Origin of the sequence: Streptomyces capoamus (assembly GCF_014654935.1) — a bacterium.
Lineage (GTDB): Bacteria > Actinomycetota > Actinomycetes > Streptomycetales > Streptomycetaceae > Streptomyces > Streptomyces capoamus.
This window is the reverse complement of the sequence record NZ_BNBF01000014.1, coordinates 16,948-34,850: the sequence shown is the minus strand read 5'-3', so window position 1 is coordinate 34,850 and position 17,903 is coordinate 16,948. Positions and strand designations below refer to the sequence as shown.

General features: G+C 72.7%; 18 protein-coding genes. 3 read left to right on the top strand and 15 right to left on the bottom strand.

The window, feature by feature from the left end:
- The 12 genes from IE312_RS21845 to IE312_RS21790 form a co-directional block, all read right to left on the bottom strand.
- The coding region (locus tag IE312_RS21845) for an ABC transporter substrate-binding protein (protein ID WP_189984045.1) at positions 1 to 670 on the bottom strand (670 nt) is incomplete at its 3' end.
- A gap of 234 nt (positions 671 to 904) precedes the next feature.
- Positions 905 to 2,239: a sulfate adenylyltransferase subunit 1 gene (locus IE312_RS21835; protein WP_189984044.1), complete on the bottom strand. Its 1,335-nt coding sequence runs from the start codon at positions 2,237 to 2,239 to the stop codon at positions 905 to 907.
- A 2-nt stretch (positions 2,240 to 2,241) separates the two neighbouring features.
- Entirely contained in the window at positions 2,242 to 3,186 is a 945-nt protein-coding gene (cysD, locus tag IE312_RS21830) for a sulfate adenylyltransferase subunit CysD (RefSeq protein WP_189984043.1), read from the bottom strand.
- Positions 3,183 to 3,719 carry an adenylyl-sulfate kinase gene (cysC, locus tag IE312_RS21825; protein ID WP_229900269.1) on the bottom strand — a complete coding sequence of 179 codons (537 nt, stop codon included), beginning with the start codon at positions 3,717 to 3,719 and terminating at the stop codon, positions 3,183 to 3,185. The genes cysD and cysC overlap by 4 nt, the downstream gene beginning before the upstream one ends.
- Before the next feature lie 23 nt (positions 3,720 to 3,742).
- On the bottom strand, positions 3,743 to 4,462 hold the full coding sequence (locus tag IE312_RS21820; protein WP_189984041.1) for a phosphoadenylyl-sulfate reductase: 720 nt from the start codon (positions 4,460 to 4,462) through the stop codon (positions 3,743 to 3,745).
- Complete coding sequence (locus IE312_RS21815) at positions 4,459 to 4,641, bottom strand: hypothetical protein (RefSeq protein ID WP_189984040.1); 183 nt, start codon at positions 4,639 to 4,641, stop codon at positions 4,459 to 4,461. The genes IE312_RS21820 and IE312_RS21815 overlap by 4 nt, the downstream gene beginning before the upstream one ends.
- On the bottom strand, positions 4,638 to 6,338 hold the full coding sequence (locus IE312_RS21810; protein WP_189984039.1) for a nitrite/sulfite reductase: 1,701 nt from the start codon (positions 6,336 to 6,338) through the stop codon (positions 4,638 to 4,640). The genes IE312_RS21815 and IE312_RS21810 overlap by 4 nt, the downstream gene beginning before the upstream one ends.
- A gap of 128 nt (positions 6,339 to 6,466) precedes the next feature.
- Positions 6,467 to 6,550, bottom strand: a complete 84-nt coding sequence (locus tag IE312_RS44190; protein WP_318298835.1) for a putative leader peptide — start codon at positions 6,548 to 6,550, stop codon at positions 6,467 to 6,469.
- Positions 6,551 to 6,677: 127 nt separating this feature from the next.
- Positions 6,678 to 7,250, bottom strand: coding sequence for a GNAT family N-acetyltransferase (locus IE312_RS21805; protein WP_189984038.1), 573 nt, complete (start codon positions 7,248 to 7,250; stop codon positions 6,678 to 6,680).
- Between the two features lie 96 nt (positions 7,251 to 7,346).
- On the bottom strand, positions 7,347 to 8,681 hold the full coding sequence (locus tag IE312_RS21800; RefSeq protein ID WP_189984037.1) for a hypothetical protein: 1,335 nt from the start codon (positions 8,679 to 8,681) through the stop codon (positions 7,347 to 7,349).
- 179 nt (positions 8,682 to 8,860) lie between these two features.
- Complete coding sequence (locus IE312_RS21795) at positions 8,861 to 10,156, bottom strand: GAF domain-containing protein (protein WP_189984179.1); 1,296 nt, start codon at positions 10,154 to 10,156, stop codon at positions 8,861 to 8,863.
- Positions 10,157 to 10,520: 364 nt separating this feature from the next.
- On the bottom strand, positions 10,521 to 12,158 hold the full coding sequence (locus IE312_RS21790; RefSeq protein WP_189984036.1) for an acyl-CoA dehydrogenase family protein: 1,638 nt from the start codon (positions 12,156 to 12,158) through the stop codon (positions 10,521 to 10,523).
- Positions 12,159 to 12,288: 130 nt separating this feature from the next.
- Here IE312_RS21790 and IE312_RS21785 point away from each other — a divergent pair, with 130 nt between their 5' ends.
- Positions 12,289 to 13,470 (top strand): YihY/virulence factor BrkB family protein, encoded by a 1,182-nt coding sequence (locus tag IE312_RS21785; protein ID WP_189984035.1) that lies wholly within the window; start codon positions 12,289 to 12,291, stop codon positions 13,468 to 13,470.
- Between the two features lie 327 nt (positions 13,471 to 13,797).
- Here the strand turns inward: IE312_RS21785 and IE312_RS21780 are convergent, their stop codons facing one another.
- A complete protein-coding gene (locus tag IE312_RS21780; protein WP_189984034.1) occupies positions 13,798 to 14,607 on the bottom strand; it encodes a DUF817 domain-containing protein in 810 nt (269 codons plus the stop codon).
- A gap of 270 nt (positions 14,608 to 14,877) precedes the next feature.
- Between IE312_RS21780 and IE312_RS21775 the strand changes: the two genes are divergently transcribed.
- Complete coding sequence (locus IE312_RS21775) at positions 14,878 to 15,741, top strand: isocitrate lyase/PEP mutase family protein (RefSeq protein WP_189984033.1); 864 nt, start codon at positions 14,878 to 14,880, stop codon at positions 15,739 to 15,741.
- Positions 15,738 to 16,016: a hypothetical protein gene (locus tag IE312_RS21770; protein ID WP_229900267.1), complete on the top strand. Its 279-nt coding sequence runs from the start codon at positions 15,738 to 15,740 to the stop codon at positions 16,014 to 16,016. The genes IE312_RS21775 and IE312_RS21770 overlap by 4 nt, the downstream gene beginning before the upstream one ends.
- 99 nt (positions 16,017 to 16,115) lie before the next feature.
- Here the strand turns inward: IE312_RS21770 and IE312_RS21765 are convergent, their stop codons facing one another.
- Together IE312_RS21765 and IE312_RS21760 are read right to left on the bottom strand one after the other, a co-directional pair.
- On the bottom strand, positions 16,116 to 16,319 hold the full coding sequence (locus IE312_RS21765) for a hypothetical protein (protein ID WP_189984032.1): 204 nt from the start codon (positions 16,317 to 16,319) through the stop codon (positions 16,116 to 16,118).
- Positions 16,320 to 16,653: 334 nt separating this feature from the next.
- Positions 16,654 to 17,667, bottom strand: a complete 1,014-nt coding sequence (locus IE312_RS21760; RefSeq protein WP_189984031.1) for a hydroxyacid dehydrogenase — start codon at positions 17,665 to 17,667, stop codon at positions 16,654 to 16,656.
- Positions 17,668 to 17,903 lie beyond the last annotated feature (236 nt).

The window sequence follows — 17,903 nt, the reverse complement described above, 5'->3', positions numbered from 1 at the left end:
GCTTGGACGCGGTCGGCTCCGGCACCCAGGCGCCGTCGACCGCACCGGACTTGTAGGCGTCCGGGGTGATCTTGTTGGCGGCGCCGACCACCGAGACGTCGCCCTTGCCGGTGTTGGCGTCGACCTTCCAGCCCTGGTCGGCGATCCAGTTGAGGAACGCCACGTCCTGGGTGTTGCCGAGCTGCGGCGTGGCGATCTTCTTGCCCTTGACGTCCTTCAGGGAGGTGATCTTCTTCGGGTTGACGACCAGCTTCACACCGCCGGAGGCCGAACCGCCGATGATCTTCAAGCCCTTGCCGCCGGACTTGACGTAGCCGTTGATGGACGGGGACGGGCCGATCCAGCCGATGTCGATGGAGCCGGAGTTGAGCGCCTCGATCTCCGAGGGACCGGCGTTGAAGATCTGGTAGTCCGCCTTGGTGGCGCCGAGTTCCTTCTGGAACAGGCCCTGCTGACGGGCGACGAGCGCGGTGCCGTGGGTCAGGTTGCCGAAGTAGCCGATCTTGACGGACCCGAGACCGTCGATCTTGGACGAGCCGGCGGCGACCTTCTCCTTGGCGTTGTCTGCGGTGGACTTGGACCCGTAACCGCAGGCGGCGAGGGTGAGCAGGGGAAGAGCTGCTACCACGGCGACACCGCGGCGAAGAAGAGTGGAGCGGTTGGCAGGCACGGGAGGCTTTCCTCTCGTTGGCCCGGCGGTCACGGTCTTTCAGGTCGTGGCCGGGTGTTCGGCAAGGGTCTTCGTCTCGTCCGGGACGTCGGGTGGGGGGACGGGGCGCGCAAGCAGTGCGCGTACGTCAGCGCGCACATCGTGCGACTCCGCCCTGTCCGCTGCCGAGGGCACCGCTGCCGACGCGGCCGCCCTCCTTCGCGAACGTCGAGTAGAAATCGGTGGAGTTCATGTCTAGAAGTCCCACCCTTCGTCGTCGGCCTCGTCCTTGACCGGTTCCGGGGACGCGAAGGACTCGCCGACCATGCCCGCGGTGAGCGTGGTGCCGTCCGCGGGGTCGATCAGGATGAACGACCCCGTGCGGCGCGAGTCGGCGTAGGAGTCGACCGGCAGCGGCTCGGCGGTACGGATCTTCACGCGGCCGATGTCGTTGGCGGCGAGCCGTCCCGGGTGCGGGTGCAGGGACAGGTCGTCGAGCGTCAGCCGGGACGGGATGTCCTTCACGATCGCCTTGACCGTGCGCGTGCCGTGCTTGAGCAGCACCCGGTGGCCGACGGTCAGCGGGGTGTCGGCCACGTGGCAGACGGTCGCCTCCACGTCCTGCGTGGTGGCCGGCGCGTCCTTCGTCGGCACGATCAGGTCGCCGCGCGAGACGTCGATGTCGTCCGCCAGCAGCACCGTCACCGACTGCGTCGTCCAGGCCGTGTCGACCGGCCGGCCCAGCAGGTCGATGCCGGCGATGGTCGTGGTGCGGCCGGACGGCAGCACGGTGACCGGTTCGCCCACCCGGAAGGTGCCGGCGGCGATCTGGCCCGCGTAACCGCGGTAGTCCGGGTGCTCGGCGGTCTGCGGCCGGATCACGTACTGCACGGGCAGCCGCGCGTGGCAGTGCGCCAGGTCGTGGCTGACCGGCACCGTCTCCAGGTGTTCCAGCACGGTCGGGCCGCCGTACCAGTCCATGTTCGCCGACGGCTCCACCACGTTGTCACCGGCCAGCGCCGAGATCGGGATCGCGGTGACCTCGGGGACGCCCAGCTCGGTCGCGTACGCCGTGAACTCCTCGGCGATCGCGGCGAACACGGGCTCCTCGTAGCCGACCAGGTCCATCTTGTTGACGGCCAGCACCACGTGCGGGACGCGCAGGAGGGCGGCGATGGCCGCGTGCCGGCGGGTCTGCTCGACCACGCCGTTGCGGGCGTCGATGAGGATCACCGTCAGCTCGGCCGTGGAGGCGCCCGTCACCATGTTGCGGGTGTACTGCACGTGACCGGGCGTGTCGGCGAGGATGAACCGGCGGCGCGGGGTCGCGAAGTAGCGGTAGGCGACGTCGATGGTGATGCCCTGCTCCCGTTCGGCGCGCAGACCGTCGGTGAGCAGCGCGAGGTCCGGGCCCTCCTGGCCACGGCTCGCGGAGGCGCGCTCCACGGCCTCCAGCTGGTCGGTGAGGACCGACTTGGAGTCGTGCAGCAGCCGTCCGACGAGCGTGGACTTGCCGTCGTCGACGGAGCCGGCGGTCGCGAACCGCAGCAGGGTGGTGGCCGAGAGCGCCTCGGTCGTGGTCGTGCTCATGCTTAGAAGTACCCCTCGCGCTTGCGGTCTTCCATCGCGGCCTCGGACATCTTGTCGTCGGCGCGGGTCGCGCCGCGCTCGGTGAGCCGGGAGGCGGCGATCTCGGCGATGACGGCGTCCAGCGTGGTGGCGTCGGAGTCGACGGCGCCCGTGCAGGACATGTCGCCCACGGTGCGGTACCGCACGAGCCGCTTCTCGACGGACTCGCCGTCCTTCGGGCCGCCCCACTCACCCGCGGTCAGCCACATGCCGTCCCGCCGGAACACCTCGCGCTCGTGCGCGAAGTAGATCTCCGGCAGTTCGATGCCCTCCCGGGCGATGTACTGCCAGACGTCCAGCTCGGTCCAGTTGGACAGCGGGAAGACCCGCACGTGCTCGCCGGGCGCGTGCCGGCCGTTGTACAGGTTCCACAGCTCGGGGCGCTGGCGGCGCGGGTCCCACTGCGAGAACTCGTCGCGCAGCGAGAACACCCGCTCCTTGGCCCGGGCCTTCTCCTCGTCGCGCCGGCCGCCGCCGAAGACCGCGTCGAACCTCTCCGACTGGATCTTCTCGGTGAGCGGGAGGGTCTGGAGCGGGTTGCGGGTGCCGTCGGGACGTTCCTTGAGCACACCGCGGTCGATGTAGTCCTGGACGGAGGCCACATGGAGACGCAGCCCATGTGCGGCCACCACACGGTCCCGGTACTGGAGGACTTCCGGGAAGTTGTGTCCCGTGTCCACATGCAGCAGGGAGAAGGGGATCCCGGCCGGCGCGAACGCCTTCAGCGCGAGGTGCAGCATGACGATGGAGTCCTTGCCACCGGAGAACAGGATCACCGGGTTCTCGAACTCGCCCGCCACCTCGCGGAAGATGTGCACCGCCTCGGACTCCAGGGCGTCCAGGTGCGACAGGGCGTACGGGCTCGCCGTGCCCTCGCCGCCCTCCTTGGCCTTGGCGACCGTGGTCATGCCAGTCCCCTCTCGCTGAGCAGCGCGTACACCGACCCGGCGGACTCCCGGACCGTCTGGTGCTGCGACTCGATGCGCAGATCCGGACGCTCGGGCTCCTCGTACGGGTCGTCGACCCCGGTGAGCCCGGTCAGCTCGCCCGCCGCCTGCTTGGCGTACAGCCCCTTCACATCGCGCACGCTGCACACCTCGACCGGCGTCGCCACGTGGATCTCCAGGTACGGCGTCCCGTTCTCCTCGTGCCGCTTGCGGACCGCGTCCCGGCTGTCGCCGTACGGCGCGATCACCGGCACCAGCGCCTTGACGCCGTTGCGGGCCAGCAGCTCCGCCACGAAGCCGATGCGCTGGACGTTGGTGTGCCGGTCCTCCCGCGAGAAGCCGAGGCCCGCCGAGATGAACTCGCGGATCTCGTCGCCGTCGAGCACCTCGACCCGGTGGCCCTCGGCACGCAGCCGGTCCGCCAGCTCGTACGCGATGGTGGTCTTGCCGGCGCTCGGCAGACCCGTGAGCCAGACGGTGGCTCCGGTCGTCACGTCAGTCTCCTGATGGTTGGTCGTCATCCGTGCAGCCCGCACTCGGTCTTGGCGCGGCCCGCCCAGCGGCCGGCCCGCGCGTCCTCGCCCGCCAGCACCCTGCGGGTGCAGGGGGCGCAGCCGACGGAGGCGTAACCGTCCGTCAGCAGCGGGTTGGTGAGCACACCGTGTTCGGCGACGTACGCGTCCACGTCGTCCTGGGTCCAGCGGGCGATCGGCGAGATCTTGACCTTCCGCCGCTTCTCGTCCCAGCCGACGACCGGGGTGTTCGCCCGGGTCGGGGACTCGTCGCGGCGCAGGCCCGTCGCCCACGCCTGGTAGTTCTCCAGTCCCTCTTCCAGCGGCTGCACCTTGCGCAGCCTGCAGCACAGATCGGGGTCGCGGTCGTGCAGCTTCGGGCCGTACTGCGCGTCCTGCTCGGCGACCGTCTGCCGCGGGGTGAGGGTGATGACGTTGACGTCCATCACGGCCTCCACGGCGTCCCGGGTGCCGATGGTCTCCGGGAAGTGGTAGCCGGTGTCCAGGAAGATCACGTCCACCGGGGCGCCGCCCGTCCGCACGCGCGAGGCGAGGTGGGCGACCACGGCGTCCTCCATCGAGGAGGTGACGCAGAACGCCCTCCCGAAGGTGTCCACCGCCCACTGGAGGACCTCCAGCGCGGAGGCGTCCTCCAGGTCACGGCCCGCCTGCTCGGCGAGTACCTTCAACTCGTCGGCCGTACGCTTCTGCTGAGCCGTCGTCATATCCGGTCGTCCCCTCCGTTGTCGGCTCGCCGCAGTCCCCGGGCGAGCAGCCCGAGGAACTTCAGCTGGAAGGCGCGGTTGCACGCCCCGCATTCCCAGGTGCCGTGACCCTGCTCGTGCGGACGCAGGTCCTCGTCACCGCAGTAGGGGCAGTGGAAGGGCGCGGCACGCTCGCTCACGACAGGGCCTCCTCGGAGGCGCGCGCGGCCCAGGCCGCGAACCGCTCGCCGTCCTCGCGTTCCGCCCTGAAGCGCGTGAGCACCCGCTCGATGTAGTCGGGCAGTTCCTCGGAGGTGACCTTCAGCCCGCGCACCTTGCGGCCGAAGCCCGCCTCCAGGCCCAGCGCGCCACCGAGGTGCACCTGGTAGCCCTCGACCTGCTCGCCCCGGTCGTCGAGGACCAACTGGCCCTTGAGACCGATGTCCGCCACCTGGATGCGGGCGCACGCGTTCGGGCAGCCGTTGAGGTTGATGGTGATCGGCTCGTCGAAGTCCGGCAGCCGGCGTTCCAGCTCGTCGATCAGCTGGGCGCCGCGCTGCTTGGTCTCCACGATGGCGAGCTTGCAGAACTCGATGCCGGTGCAGGCCATCGTGCCGCGCCGGAAGGAGGACGGCCGCGCGGTGAGGTCCAGCGCCTCCAGGCCCTCCACCAGCGAGTCGACCCTGTCCTGCTCGACGTCGAGGATGATCATCTTCTGCTCGACGGTGGTGCGGACCCGGCCCGATCCGTGCGCCTCGGCGAGGTCGGCGACCTTCGTCAGCGTGGCCCCGTCGACCCGGCCGACGCGCGGCGCGAAGCCGACGTAGAACCGGCCGTCCTTCTGGCGGTGCACACCGATGTGGTCGCGCCACTGCTGCACCGGCTGCTCGGGGGCGGGCCCGTCGACCAGCTTGCGCCCGCCCAGGTACTCGTCCTCCAGCACCTGCCGGAACTTCTCCGCGCCCCAGTCGGCCACCAGGAACTTCAGGCGGGCGCGGTTGCGCAGCCGCCGGTAGCCGTAGTCACGGAAGATCGAGATGACGCCCTCGTAGACGTCCGGGACCTCGTCGACCGGCACCCAGGCGCCGAGCCGCACGCCGAGCTTGGGGTTGGTGGACAGACCGCCGCCGACCCACACGTCGAAGCCCGGGCCGTGCTCGGGGTGGCGTACGCCGACGAACGCCACGTCGTTGATCTCGTGCACCACGTCCAGCAGCGGCGAACCCGAGATGGCCGTCTTGAACTTGCGCGGGAGGTTCGAGTACGCCTTGTTGTTCAGGACGCGGCGCTTCATCTCCTCCAGCGCCGGCGTGGCGTCGATGATCTCGTCCTCGGCGATGCCCGCCACGGGGGAGCCGATCATCACGCGCGGGGTGTCACCGCAGGCGGTGACCGTGGAGAGGCCCACGCCCTCCAGCCGGTTCCAGATCTCGGGCACGTCCTCGATCCGGATCCAGTGGTACTGGACGTTCTGCCGGTCGGTGATGTCCGCCGTACCGCGCGCGAACTCCTCGGAGACCTCGCCGATCACCCGCAGCTGCCGCGTGGTCAGCGCCCCGCCGTCGATGCGCACGCGCAGCATGAAGTACTCGTCGTCGAGCTCCTCCGGCTCCAGGACCGCGGTCTTGCCGCCGTCGATCCCGGGCTTGCGCTGGGTGTACAGGCCCCACCAGCGCATCCGGCCGCGCAGGTCGTTCGGGTCGATGGAGGCGAAGCCGCGCTTGGAATAGATCGTCTCAATGCGTGTCCGCACGTTGAGACCGTCGTCGTCCTTCTTGAACTGCTCGTTGCCGTTGAGGGGCGTGAAGTGACCGACGGCCCACTGGCCCTCACCACGGTGACGGCTCACCTTGCGGCGGGGCGCTGAGGCGGCGGGGTTCTGTGGGGTGGCGGCCATGGGTGTGCGTCCTCCGGGACAGGCGGGGAATCGGCTCTGACCTGCGCGTTCGTGCGCATACGGGCAGGAGTGCGCGCCGTTGCGCAAGCGGGATCAGGTACGGGAGGTGAACGGCGGTGCTGGGGGCGTCAGCTCGCCGGACAGATGGCGCTGGACATGCGGCCGAGGTCGACGTGGAGCCGACTCACCAAGGCAATTCCAGTTCCGGACATGGCGGAAGCGTGTCACGGCGATCTGGACACAGTCCAGCTTCGTCCGTCATGCGGACACCCATGTCTCGCATCATGGGACAAGGGTGTCCTCCCTCACATGCGCTGCCGGAAGGCTTGTCCCGCCAGGTCAGACGGGGTATGCCCCGGGCCACGGCCCGGGCGTGGTCACGTCCGGCTCCAGCTCGACCTTGGTGTCGAACAGCTTGAAACCGCGCCGCTGGTAGTTGTCCATCGCGAACTCGCCGTCCTTGCTGCAGGTGTGCAGCCACACCCGTTTGGTCGGCGTCCGTCCCGGCCACCGCTCGGCCAGGTCCCAGGCGCGGGCCGTGCCGTACGCCAGCAGGTGCCCTCCGATGCGCCGGCCGCGGAAGGCGGGGAGCAGCCCGAAGTAGACGATCTCCACCGCGCCCTCGTCCTGCGGCTCCAGTTCCACGAAGCCGGCCGGGGTGCCGCGGTCGTAGGCCACCCAGGTCTCCACGCCGGGCCGCTCCAGGTACTCCTGCCACCGCGCGTACGTCCAGCCCAGCCGGTCGGTCCACCGGATGTCGCCGCCGACCGAGGCGTACAGGAAGCGGCTGAACTCGGGGGAGGGCACCTCGGCGCGGACGATCCGGACGTCGCCCTCGGGGGCGGCGGCGGGCAGGAGGTCCGCCGGGGACGTCTGCTCCAGGGACCAGGTGGTGACAGGAACGCTGCTCATGCGGGCCAGGGAACCATCCCGCCGCCCGGTCTGTCGATCGGCCCCGGGGAACGCGGCCGGCGCCCGTCCGGCGCCCGTCCGTCGGGGCGCCGGGCGTCAGTCCACGGTGTGGTCGAGGCCGGCCAGCGGCAGCGCGAACAGCATCCGGTCGGACAGCGACCACACCTCGCCGGTCGCCTGCCAGTAGGAGAGGGAGCCCGCGTCCCGCGCCCAGCAGCGGTCCGAGGCGTCGGCGCCGCAGCGGGCCGCCCGGGCCCCCTCGCCGTCCTGCCGCCACAGTCCGCCGTGCCCGTCCTGCGAACCGGGCAGCCGTCCCACATACCAGGACGCCCGGTCGGCCCCCGCCTTCCGGTACGACAGCACGCCCCGGATCCCGGTCGCCCGGGTCCGGTACGCCTCCACCGCGGCGGCCCGGCCGCGGGCGTCCGTGGCGAGCAGCCCGGCGCGCGCCGGGTCGGTGCTGAGCGCGTACCGCCAGAGCCGGGCGTGCCGGTCGCCGTCCGGCGCGGTCCACTCCGCGGCGACCAGGCTGTCGGGCGCCGTACCGCGGTCCAGGGCGAGCGCGCCGGGACAGGGGGGTCCTGCGGCGGCGCAGCGGCCGGCGGTGAAGCGGTACGAGCCGACCGCGGGCAGGACGTAGCGGTAGCCGTCGGCGGACCAGCCGCCGGGCACCCGGCCGATCGCGGGAGCGTCGACGGTGGTGCGCTGGATGCGGTCGAGGTCGTAGACGTAGAGCGCGTCGGCGCTGCCGGACGTGGTGGTGACCAGCAGCTTGTTCTCGTACCAGACCATGCCGGAGATCCGGGAGGCCAGCCCTCGGTAGTCGCGGCCGCCGTCGACCGGCACCACCAGCAGCGCCCAGCGGTAGGGCAGGTGCTCGGGGTCGTCCGCGTCGACGAAGGCGACCCGGGCGAGGCCCCGCTCGGCGGGGCGGCCGGCGGTGGTGCTGTGGGTCCAGCCGGCCAGGACCACCCGGTGGGTGCCCCAGACGCCGTCGTCGTCGGCGTCCCCGGAGGTGGTCACCGAGGCCGGCCGCCAGGTGCCGGCGGCGGTGTCGGCCGGGTCCCAGCAGTAGGCGCGGTCGGCGGCCGGGGCGACGGGCAGGGACGCGCGGTCGGCGGAGGAGCAGTCGGCGGCCTCACGGAGATCGCGGTCGGCGCTGCGCAGCACGTCGTCCACGCCGACCGGGTGGCCCATCGCGGCGGCGAGCCGGTCCAGCGTGCGGGCCGGCACCAGGTGCTCCTGGAGCCGCAGCGGGCCGGTGTCCGCGGCGGAGGTCAGCGGCTTCAGCGCCCCCGGGCCCTTGCCGACCTCGGCCTGGGAGGCGCTGATCAGGGTGGCGGCGGCGGTGAGCGCCAGCGCCGTACCGGTCAGGACGGCGCGCAGTGCCGCACCCCGTCTGCGCCGGCGGTGTCTCCCGCGATGCTTCATCTCTCCTCCAGAGGACGGGCCAACTGCGCCTCGTGATCCGTACGTTGACCCGAGGAACAGGTGGGGAGGCCCGTACGGGATGCTACGGCAGGAACGGGCCGGGCAGGGTGAAGTCGCCGCAGATCGATGGCGGGAGCACGGGGGCGGCCGGGGGCGACCGGGGTCGGACGGACGGCCGTTCACGCCGGGGGCCGCCCGGTCCGGCCGTCGTGCGCCGGATTCCGCTTCCGGGTCACCGCCGGTGCCGTCGACTGGGGGAGCAGGTCACGCGGATCATCCGGAAGGATCACGTCCACTTCTGCTTCGTCGCAGAAACGATACGGCCGATGGTGCAGGAGTTCCCCTAGATACCGCCGGATCCTGGACATCTCGGCCCGCACGGTGACCGTCCGGGACGGATCGCCGAACAGGTCCGCCGCCAGCTCCGCCGCCCCGCGCCCTTCCCGGTGCTCCGCCAGCAGGAAGAGCAACTCCGCGTGCCTCGGGCTGAGTTCATGCGACCAGGAGACCGCTCCGGCCGTGACCCGTACCGTACGGCGGCCCGCCCGGGACAGGTCCAGCACGATCCGGCGCACTGCACCGGGCCCCGCCTCGTCCTCCACCCGCAGCAACCAGCCGCCGGCCAGCGGCTCCACCGCGCACGATCCGAGCGAGGGCAGCCACCGCCGGCCGGGCGCCAGCGACTTGGGCAGCGCCACCCGGCGCACGTACGGCATCCCGGTCACGGCCGCCGCCCAGCCGTCGCGGTCCACCACCACCGCCCGTCCGGCCAGCCGGGCCAGCACCGGTGCCGCCACCGCCCGCAGCCCCTCCAGCGAGGTCTGGTGCAGCTCCCGCAGCCGGGCCTCGGCCAGTTTGGCCACCGAATCCACCCAGGCGAGGGTGGCCGGGTGCATGGTCTCCAGCGGACCGCTGATGTCCACCACCCCGAGCAGCCGGCCGTCGCGCGGATCGGTGACCGGCGCGCCCGTACACGTCCAGGAGGCGTGCGACCGCACGAAGTGCTCGGCGGCGAACACCTGCACCGGCCGGCGCACCACCGCCGGGGTGCCCACGCCGTTGGTGCCGACGACGTCTTCCCGCCAGTCCGCGCCCAGTTCGAAGCCGAGCCCGTCGGCCTTGCGCAGCACCGCGGCCGATCCCTCCCGCCACAGCACGCGCCCGTCGGCGTCCGCCACCACCATGATGTGCTGGGCGGCGTCCGCGACCGAAAGCAACCCCTGCCGCAGCACCGGCAGGACGTGCCGCAGCGGGGACTCCTCCCGGCGGCGGCGCACCTCGTCGGACGGCAACAGGCCCGAGCGGAAGTCGTGTTCGGGGTCGACACCGCTGCGCAGCATCCGTCCCCAGGACTGCTCGATCACCGGCCGGGGCGCGATCCGCGCACGTCGCCCGGCGAGCGTGGCCTCGCGCACCTCGTTCAGCACCCGCGCCGCCTGTGCCGCGTCCACGGCGGCCAGGCGCGCCACGTTCATCGGCGGGTTCACCACTGGGGTCCTCCGGAAAGGCGTCGAACACACTTGTCAAGCCGTCCGGACGGCGGTTTCCGGTCCGACTGCGCCTCTCATACTGCCGTTCCGGGCATGGCGGAGGCACAGACTCCGCGCAGGTGCCCCCATAAGTTGCAACCCCCTGCAACCCTGGTGGACCGCCGGGCGGTGGCTGAGACTTGACGACGACGCACTGCGCGTCCGCGGGCTCGACGGGCCCCGTCGGCGGGGGTGGTGCCGTGTCGGCGCAGCACCACCCCCTGTCGACCGGCGGTCCGGCCGTGCGCTGAAGGGCGGTGCGCCGGTGGCCTCGGGTCGGGTCCGCCCCGACCGCGTGCTCCGCCCGGTGTCAGAACTCCGGCTGCGCCCGGCGGACCACCGCCTCCAGGTCCAGGCCCGTCGGCAGCGTGCCGAAGGACGCGCCGTGGTCGCCGCCCAGGCGGGAGGCGCAGAAGGCGTCGGCGACCTCCGGCGGCGCGTGCCGCACGAGCAGGGAACCCTGGAGGACCAGGGCGAGCCGCTCCACCACACGGCGGGCCCGGCCCTCGACGCCCTCCAGGTCGGCGAGTTCGGTGAACAGGTCCTTCACCGCGCGGTCCAGCCGGTGGTCGGCGCCGTGCGCGCGGCCGATCTCGGTGAGGCAGGCGTCCAGCGCGCCCGGCTCCCGCCGCAGCGCCCGGAGCACGTCCAGCGCCTGCACGTTCCCGGCGCCCTCCCAGACGGAGTTCAGCGGCGACTCCCGCACCAGCCGGGGCAGGCCGGACTCCTCGACGTACCCGTTGCCGCCCAGGCACTCGGCCGCCTCCACCGCCACCGGCGCACAGCGCTTGGTGATCCAGTACTTGGCCGCCGGCACCGCCAGCCGCAGGAAGGCCCGCTCCTGCTCGCCGCCGTCGTCGCAGGCCGCGGCGAGCCGCAGCGCGAGCACCGTCGCCGCCTCCGACTCCAGCGCGAGATCGGCGAGGACGTTGCGCATCAGCGGCTTGTCGACCAGCTTCCCGCCGAACGCCTCCCGGTGGGCGCAGTGGTGCACCGCCTGCGCCACCGCCTGCCGCATCAGCCCCGCCGAGCCGAGCGCGCAGTCCAGCCGGGTCGCGGCGACCATCCCGATGATGGTGTGCACCCCGCGGCCCTCCTCGCCGACCCGGCGCGCCCAGGTGCCGGCGAACTCCACCTCGGCGGAGGCGTTCGAGCGGTTGCCCAGCTTGTCCTTCAGCCGCTGGAGGAGGAAGACGTTGCGCCCGCCGTCGGGCAGGACGCGCGGGACCAGGAAGCACGTCAGCCCGCCCGGGGCCTGCGCGAGGACCAGGAACGCGTCCGACATGGGCGCCGAACAGAACCACTTGTGTCCCGTCAGCACATAGGTACCAGGCTCCGCGAGGGGCCGCGCCACTGTGGTGTTCGCCCGGACGTCGCTGCCGCCCTGCTTCTCGGTCATGGCCATCCCGAACAGCGCCCCGGGCTTCTGCCCGGGGGGCCGCAGCTCCCGGTCGTAGATCGTGGAGGTCAGCCGGGGTTCCCACTCGGCGGCCAGGGCGGCGTCGGCGCGCAGCGCGGGCACGGCCGCGTGCGTCATCGACAGCGGGCAGCAGGTGCCGGCCTCGACCTGGGTCCAGACCAGGAACCCGGCCGCCCGGCGCACGTGCCCGGCGGGCCGCGTCCAGGCGCCGGTCAGACCGGCCGAGACGCCCTTGCCGAGCAGCCGGTGCCAGGCCGGGTGGAACTCGACCTCGTCGATCCGGTGGCCGTACCGGTCGTGGCTGCGCAGCGCGGGCGGGTGGGCGTTCGCCTGGTCCGCCCATTCGTGCAGCTGTGCGGAGCCGGCGGCCCGGCCGAGCGCGGACAGCTCGGCACGTACCTCGTCCAGGACGTCCGGGGCCGTGTGGCGGTCGACGGCCTCGGTGAGGGCCCGGTCGGCGGTGAAGACGTCGTAGCCCACCAGCGGGGGCGGCTGGTTCGTCACGGTGTGCGTGGAGGTGCCTGCCATGGTTGCGAACCTACCCGGGACGGCGGCGGTGATGGCCTCCGCCGTGGCACGGCGCCGGGAACGGGACGCGGCGGACCCGGGACCGCACCGGAAGGTGAGGACGGCCCGGCGCGGCGGATACCGTTAGGACGTGCAGCCAGCAAGTGAATCCCCAGAGCAGCCGGCCGGTCGGCTCCACCGGGCCAGAGCCCTCTACCGGAACGTCTCCAAGCGCAGGACCGCCTGGCTGCTGCTCAAGGACACCGTCAACTCGTGCATGGAGTACCGCATCCTCGGTCTGGCGGCCGAGGCGGCGTTCTTCACGCTGCTGTCCGTGCCGCCGCTGCTGCTGAGCCTGATCGGGCTGCTCGGCTACGTCGACGACTGGACCGGCGCCGACACCATCCACAGTCTGGAGACCAACCTCCTGGAGGCCTCCCGCACGGTCCTCTCCGACAAGGGCGTCAAGGACATCGCCGAGCCGATCCTGCACGACGTGATGCAGGGCGGCCGGCCGGACGTCATCTCCATCGGCTTCCTGTTCGCCCTGTGGTCGGGGTCCCGCGCGGTGAACGTCTTCATCGACACCATCACCGTGATGTACGGCCTGGACGGCGTCCGGGGCATCGTCAAGACCCGGATCATGGCGTTCCTGCTGTTCATCGTGGCCCTGCTGATCGGCTCGGTGGCGCTGCCGCTGATGGTGGCCGGGCCGGACGCGGTGGTGCGGATCCTGCCCTGGTCGGAGACGGTCGTCCAGGTCCTGTACTGGCCGGTCGTGATCGTCCTGTCCATCGTCTTCCTGACGACCCTTTACCACGTGTCCGTGCCGGTCCGCTCCCCGTGGATCGAGGACGTGCCCGGCGCCCTGGTCGCCCTCGCCATGTGGGTCCTGGGCAGCTTCCTGCTGCGCATCTACCTCACGAGCACCATCGAGGGCGCCACCATCTACGGCTCCCTCGCCGCCGCCGTCGCCGTGCTGCTGTGGATCGGCGTGTCCGCCTTCGCCGTGCTCGTCGGCGCGGCCGTGAACGCGGCCATCGACCGGGTCTGGCCGGCCGCGGCCACGGCCGCCGCGCGCGAGGCCAACGAGCGGGTCCGCCACGCGCAGGTCGCCGAGTACGTCGCCCGTGCCGCGGCGGCCCGCGAGATCGACCCCGACGATCCCGACATGCCCTCCGAGTTCCCCGAGCGCTGGTCCCGCTTCCTGCCCCCGGAGGACGTAACGGCCCGCCTGCGCACCCACGCGAAGAACCCGCACCACGCCCACAAGGGGCACGGGGGCCATGGCGACGGCGGCGACGGGGGGACGACGGCGCGTTCCGCGCAGTGACCACGGGAGGGCCGCGGTGACGGCGGGACGGCCGCGGTGACGACGGGACGGCCGCGGTGACGACGGGACGCCCGCAGCGACGGCGTGGTGGGCGGTGACTGCGCGGCCGGCCGGGCGCCCGTCTCCGCACCGGCGCCCGTCCACCCTCGGGTGCGCATCCCGCGGTGGAGAAGGCGGCATGCCCTCGTTCCGGATCTCCACCCGGCACTCCACCCCTGCGCCGATCCGCCGGGCCCCGGCCCTCGCCTGACGCGGATGCGCGGGCCGGAGCCGTCCGGCCGGCGCCGCGCCGGCCCATGCGGGCACCGTCGCCCTCCCACCGCCCGTTCAGGGGTGCTCCCCGGGTCCTTCCCGGCCGGGCGTGCCGAGGTGTTCGGCGAGCACGAACGTGACGCTGATCAGCAGGGACCAGGCACCGAACTTGGTCAGCGGCACCGGCTGCCAGCCGCCGAGCTGCTGCGGATAGCTCCAGGCGCCCGCATAGGTCGCGGCGTTCTCGGCGACCCACAGGAAGAAGCCGATCAGGACGAAGGAGAGGGCGAGCGGCATGCGGTAGCGGTGTGCGCCCACGCTGAAGCCGACCCAGGTGCCGGCGGTCGCGGCGGCCATCGCCAGCGCGAGCGGCCAGCGCAGGTCGGGTATCCAGTGGTGGGTGAAGAAGTTGAGATAGACGGCTGCGGCGACCAGGGTCGTGGCGGCGGCGCGGTAGCGGGTGTAGCGCAGCCGCATCAGCCTCCGGGCCCGGCAGACGTATCCGGCGACCGCCGCGTACATGAAGCCTCCGTACAGCGGCACGCCGGCGATCTTGGTGAGGGCGTCCTCCGGGTAACTCCACGAGCCCAGGTGCACCTTGACCAGCTCGAACAGCAGCCCCAGCACATGGCACACGGCGATCACGACGGTGTCCCGGCGGGTCTCCCAGCCGACCCGGCGGGCGAGGAGGGTGAGCAGCACGCCGTAGCCGAGGACCAGGTCGTAGCGGGCGACCGGCAGCGGGGGCAGCAGCCGGGAGGCCCCGATCCCGGCGAGCAGCGCCCCGGCGAAGGCACAGGCGCGGGCCTGGACCAGGCCGAACCGCCCGAATTGGGCGAACCCGTGCCGCAGCCCGCTCGCGGCGGGTCCGTCCTCGTTGCGCATGCCCCTCCTTCACGTGCCGGGCGGGACCCCGTCGGGAGGGCCGCATTTGAACACGTTCAATCGGCGTCTGCGGTTCCCGCCATGTGCCGCGCGCCGCTCCCCGAGTGACGTTTCTGCGGTGAACCGGATCCGCCATCGGAGTGAGTAAAGGTGGCGTAGAGCAAAGGTCACGTGAATATCTAGAGATGCTCTTGTCTTGGCAAAGGGCGTCGAGACGCGGCGGCCCACCCCCATCCGCCCCGCGTCACCCACCCACGAAGGAGCCGGACCTTGACTCACGGGAAGAAGCTGCGGGAGCGCATCGCCGCGCCCGGGACCACTCCGCTGATCGGCGTGTACGACATGTACTCGGCGTCGATCGCGGCCAAGCACTACGACGGGATGTTCGTCTCGGGCTTCGGTTTCGCGGCCTCGTACTACGGGCTGCCGGACATCGGATTCATCGCCTGGCCCGACATGGTGGCCTTCGTCCAGCGGCTGCGCGGCGCGTTCCCGCACCACCACCTGCTGGTCGACATCGACGACGGGTACGTCGATCCCGAGGTCGCCTGCCACGTCGTCGAGGGACTGGAGCGCATCGGCGCCTCCGGGGTGATCCTCGAGGACCAGAAGCGGCCCCGGCGCTGCGGCCACGCCGACGGCAAGCAGGTGCTCCCCCTGGAGGAGTACCTGGAGAAGCTGGACAAGGTCCTGCAGACCCGCAAGGACCTGGTCGTCGTCGCCCGTACCGACGCCACCGACGAGCACGACATCCTGCACCGCGCCGAGCGGCTGGCGGCCACGGACGCCGACGTGGTGCTGGTGGACGGCGTGCGCAGCGTCGAGTGGATCAAGCGGATCCGGGAGGTCGTCGGGGACAAACCGCTGCTGTTCAACCAGATCGCCGGCGGCAAGTCGCCCCGCCTGTCCCTCGGCGAGCTGTCCGACCTCGGCGTGGACGTCGCCATCTACAGCACCCCCTGTCTGTTCGCCGCGCACGAGGCGATGGACTCCGCCCTCGCCGGCCTCAAGGCGGCCGACGGCCGGCTGCCGGAGGTGGACCCGGCCGGCGGGGTCGGTGTGAAGGCCTCCACCAGCCTGCTGGAGCGCAATATCGCCCCCGAACGCCTCACCCGCGAGGGCGTGGGCGTGTGACCGGTGCCGTACCCCGGCCCGGCGTGGCCACGGCCGGCCTGGTCGGCGTGGCCACGGCGGTGGCCGCCGCGCTCCTGGCGGCCGGGGCCGTGCCCGCGGCCGGGTCCGAGAGTCTGATCACCGTGATCGACAACTCCCACGCCGACTCCTGGCTCGAGGTCGACCGCGCGGCCAACGTGCAGACCGGCAGCGGCACCGCCGGCAGCGACCACGACGGCAGCGCCGTGGACGTGGTGGAGGCCCTGGTCGGCGCCGGCCGGGGCGCCGAGGACTGAGCGGGGAGGGAACGGGCCGGCGGAACGGTCGGACGGCCGGGCACCCCGTGCGGGAGGTGCCCGGCCGTCGCCGGATGTGCGGCTGCCCCGCCGGGGGAGTCAGTCCTCCGTCAGGTCGGGGCGGCCGTTCTCGTCCAGCTCGACGTCCTCCTTCGGGTCGTGCTCGTCGGCGGGCGAGGCCACGGTGACGCGCTGCTGTCCGGGGGCGACGGTGCGGGAGGCGGCATGCGCCGAGCCGTAGACGGTGACCAGGGCGGCTGCGGCCACGGCGAGGGCCGCGGCGGTACGCGTGGTGTGGTTCATGCCCGGCCAACGAAGCCCGCACCGGCGGGGTCACCGTGCCCGGCACGAACCGGCGGCCCGCGTCACGCGGTCGGCCGCCCGTCCGGCACCGGTCCGCGTGCCGCAGGGCGGTCGGCCGGCGGCGCGGCCGTGCTCGCGCGCTCGACCGGCCGGGTCGACAGCTCCGTGCGCGTGCCCTCCGGGCGTTCGCCGTGCATCATCCGCCGGCGCCGCGTACGCACCGAGCGCCATCCGGTCCGCGCACACGAACACCGCGGCCGATGGCTGCGTGCCGCACGTACTCGGCGCGCTGCCGCACGCCCGCCGAGGCGAGCGTCTCCGTGTGGTCCGGCCGTCAGGCCACGCGGGTCAGGTCCGCGTGCCGCACCCGGTGCCGCGGGGGCAGGCCCCCGGCCAGCCGCTCCAGCTCCTCCACCACGATCGCGCCCAGCCGTGCCAGCTCATTGCCGAGCGAGCCCGCGATGTGCGGGGTGAGGAAGACGTTGGGCAGCCGGTACAGCGGGGAACCGGCTGGCGGCGGTTCGGGTTCGGTGACGTCCAGGACGGCGCTCAGGCGTCCCGACACCAGTTCCCGCGTGAGCGCCTCGTGGTCGACCAGCGCACCGCGCGCGGTGTTGATCAGAACGCCCCCGTCCCGGATCAGGGCCAGCCGGTCCCGGTCCAGCATGTGGCGGGTCTCGGGAAGGTCCGGGGCGTGCAGGCTGACGATGTCGCTGCGCCGCAGCAGCTCCTCCAGCGGCAGCGGTTCGGCGCCCAGCGCGGCGGCCTCGGCGGAACCGACGCAGGGGTCGTACAACAGGACCGTGAGGTCGAACGGCCGCAGCAGCTCCATGAGCCGGCGGCCCACGCGTGAGGCGCCGATGACGCCGACGCGGCGGCCGAGGTTGCCGGTGGCCGCGGTCTCGGCGGGGCCGGGACGGGTGTGGGTGAGGCGGTAGCGCTCGTGGTGCGCGAAGGCGTCCTTGCCGACGAGAAGGATCATCGCCAGCGTGTACTCCGCCACCGGCAGGGCGTTGCCGGTGGCGGCGCTGCAGACGGTGACGCCGTTGCTCCACAGCGCCTCGCCGACCAGGGAGCGGACCGAGCCGGCGGCGTGCAGCACGGCACGCAGCTTCGGGGCCGCGGCCAGGACACCGGCGTCCAGGTGGGGGCAGCCCCAGCCGGTGATCAGCACCTCGGCCGCGGCCAGAGCGCCGGCCGCCGCCGGATCGGCGAAGTCCCGCACGACGCGGGCCGGGTCGATGTCGGCCGTCCGCGCCAGCCGGTCCATGAGGGGCGGCGGGAAGAGCAGTGGCAGGTGCACCGGGTCCATCGCGAACACGGCCCGCGGCGGCTGAGGGCTGGGCATGGCTCTCCTGACGGACCGGGGGCGCGATACCTTGCAGAAAGCGCCTTCCACGGTAGGTCCGCTCGGAAGGACGGGTCAATCGGGAGCGGCCGTGTGCCGTACGACGACGGGTCGGCCCCGGAGCGGCACCCCTCGCGGCCCGCCGTCACACCGTCAGCGCCGCCTCCCGGCACCGCACCTGACGGTCCGACGGCCGGGCTCCGGCGGTCAACTCCCCGGCGCGGTACGCCCGGAGC

Bases quoted from the DNA above. Each gene is read 5' to 3' on its own strand.
- IE312_RS21820 (WP_189984041.1), bottom strand. From the start codon at position 4,462: ATGACGACGGCTCAGCAGAAGCGTACGGCCGACGAGTTGAAGGTACTC.
- IE312_RS21800 (WP_189984037.1), bottom strand. From the start codon at position 8,681: ATGAAGCATCGCGGGAGACACCGCCGGCGCAGACGGGGTGCGGCACTG.
- IE312_RS21795 (WP_189984179.1), bottom strand. From the start codon at position 10,156: ATGAACGTGGCGCGCCTGGCCGCCGTGGACGCGGCACAGGCGGCGCGG.
- IE312_RS21790 (WP_189984036.1), bottom strand. From the start codon at position 12,158: ATGGCAGGCACCTCCACGCACACCGTGACGAACCAGCCGCCCCCGCTG.
- IE312_RS21835 (WP_189984044.1), bottom strand. From the start codon at position 2,239: ATGAGCACGACCACGACCGAGGCGCTCTCGGCCACCACCCTGCTGCGG.
- IE312_RS21805 (WP_189984038.1), bottom strand. From the start codon at position 7,250: ATGAGCAGCGTTCCTGTCACCACCTGGTCCCTGGAGCAGACGTCCCCG.
- IE312_RS21760 (WP_189984031.1), bottom strand. From the start codon at position 17,667: ATGCCCAGCCCTCAGCCGCCGCGGGCCGTGTTCGCGATGGACCCGGTG.
- IE312_RS21780 (WP_189984034.1), bottom strand. From the start codon at position 14,607: ATGCGCAACGAGGACGGACCCGCCGCGAGCGGGCTGCGGCACGGGTTC.
- IE312_RS44190 (WP_318298835.1), bottom strand. From the start codon at position 6,550: ATGTCCGGAACTGGAATTGCCTTGGTGAGTCGGCTCCACGTCGACCTC.
- cysD (WP_189984043.1), bottom strand. From the start codon at position 3,186: ATGACCACGGTCGCCAAGGCCAAGGAGGGCGGCGAGGGCACGGCGAGC.
- IE312_RS21810 (WP_189984039.1), bottom strand. From the start codon at position 6,338: ATGGCCGCCACCCCACAGAACCCCGCCGCCTCAGCGCCCCGCCGCAAG.
- IE312_RS21765 (WP_189984032.1), bottom strand. From the start codon at position 16,319: ATGAACCACACCACGCGTACCGCCGCGGCCCTCGCCGTGGCCGCAGCC.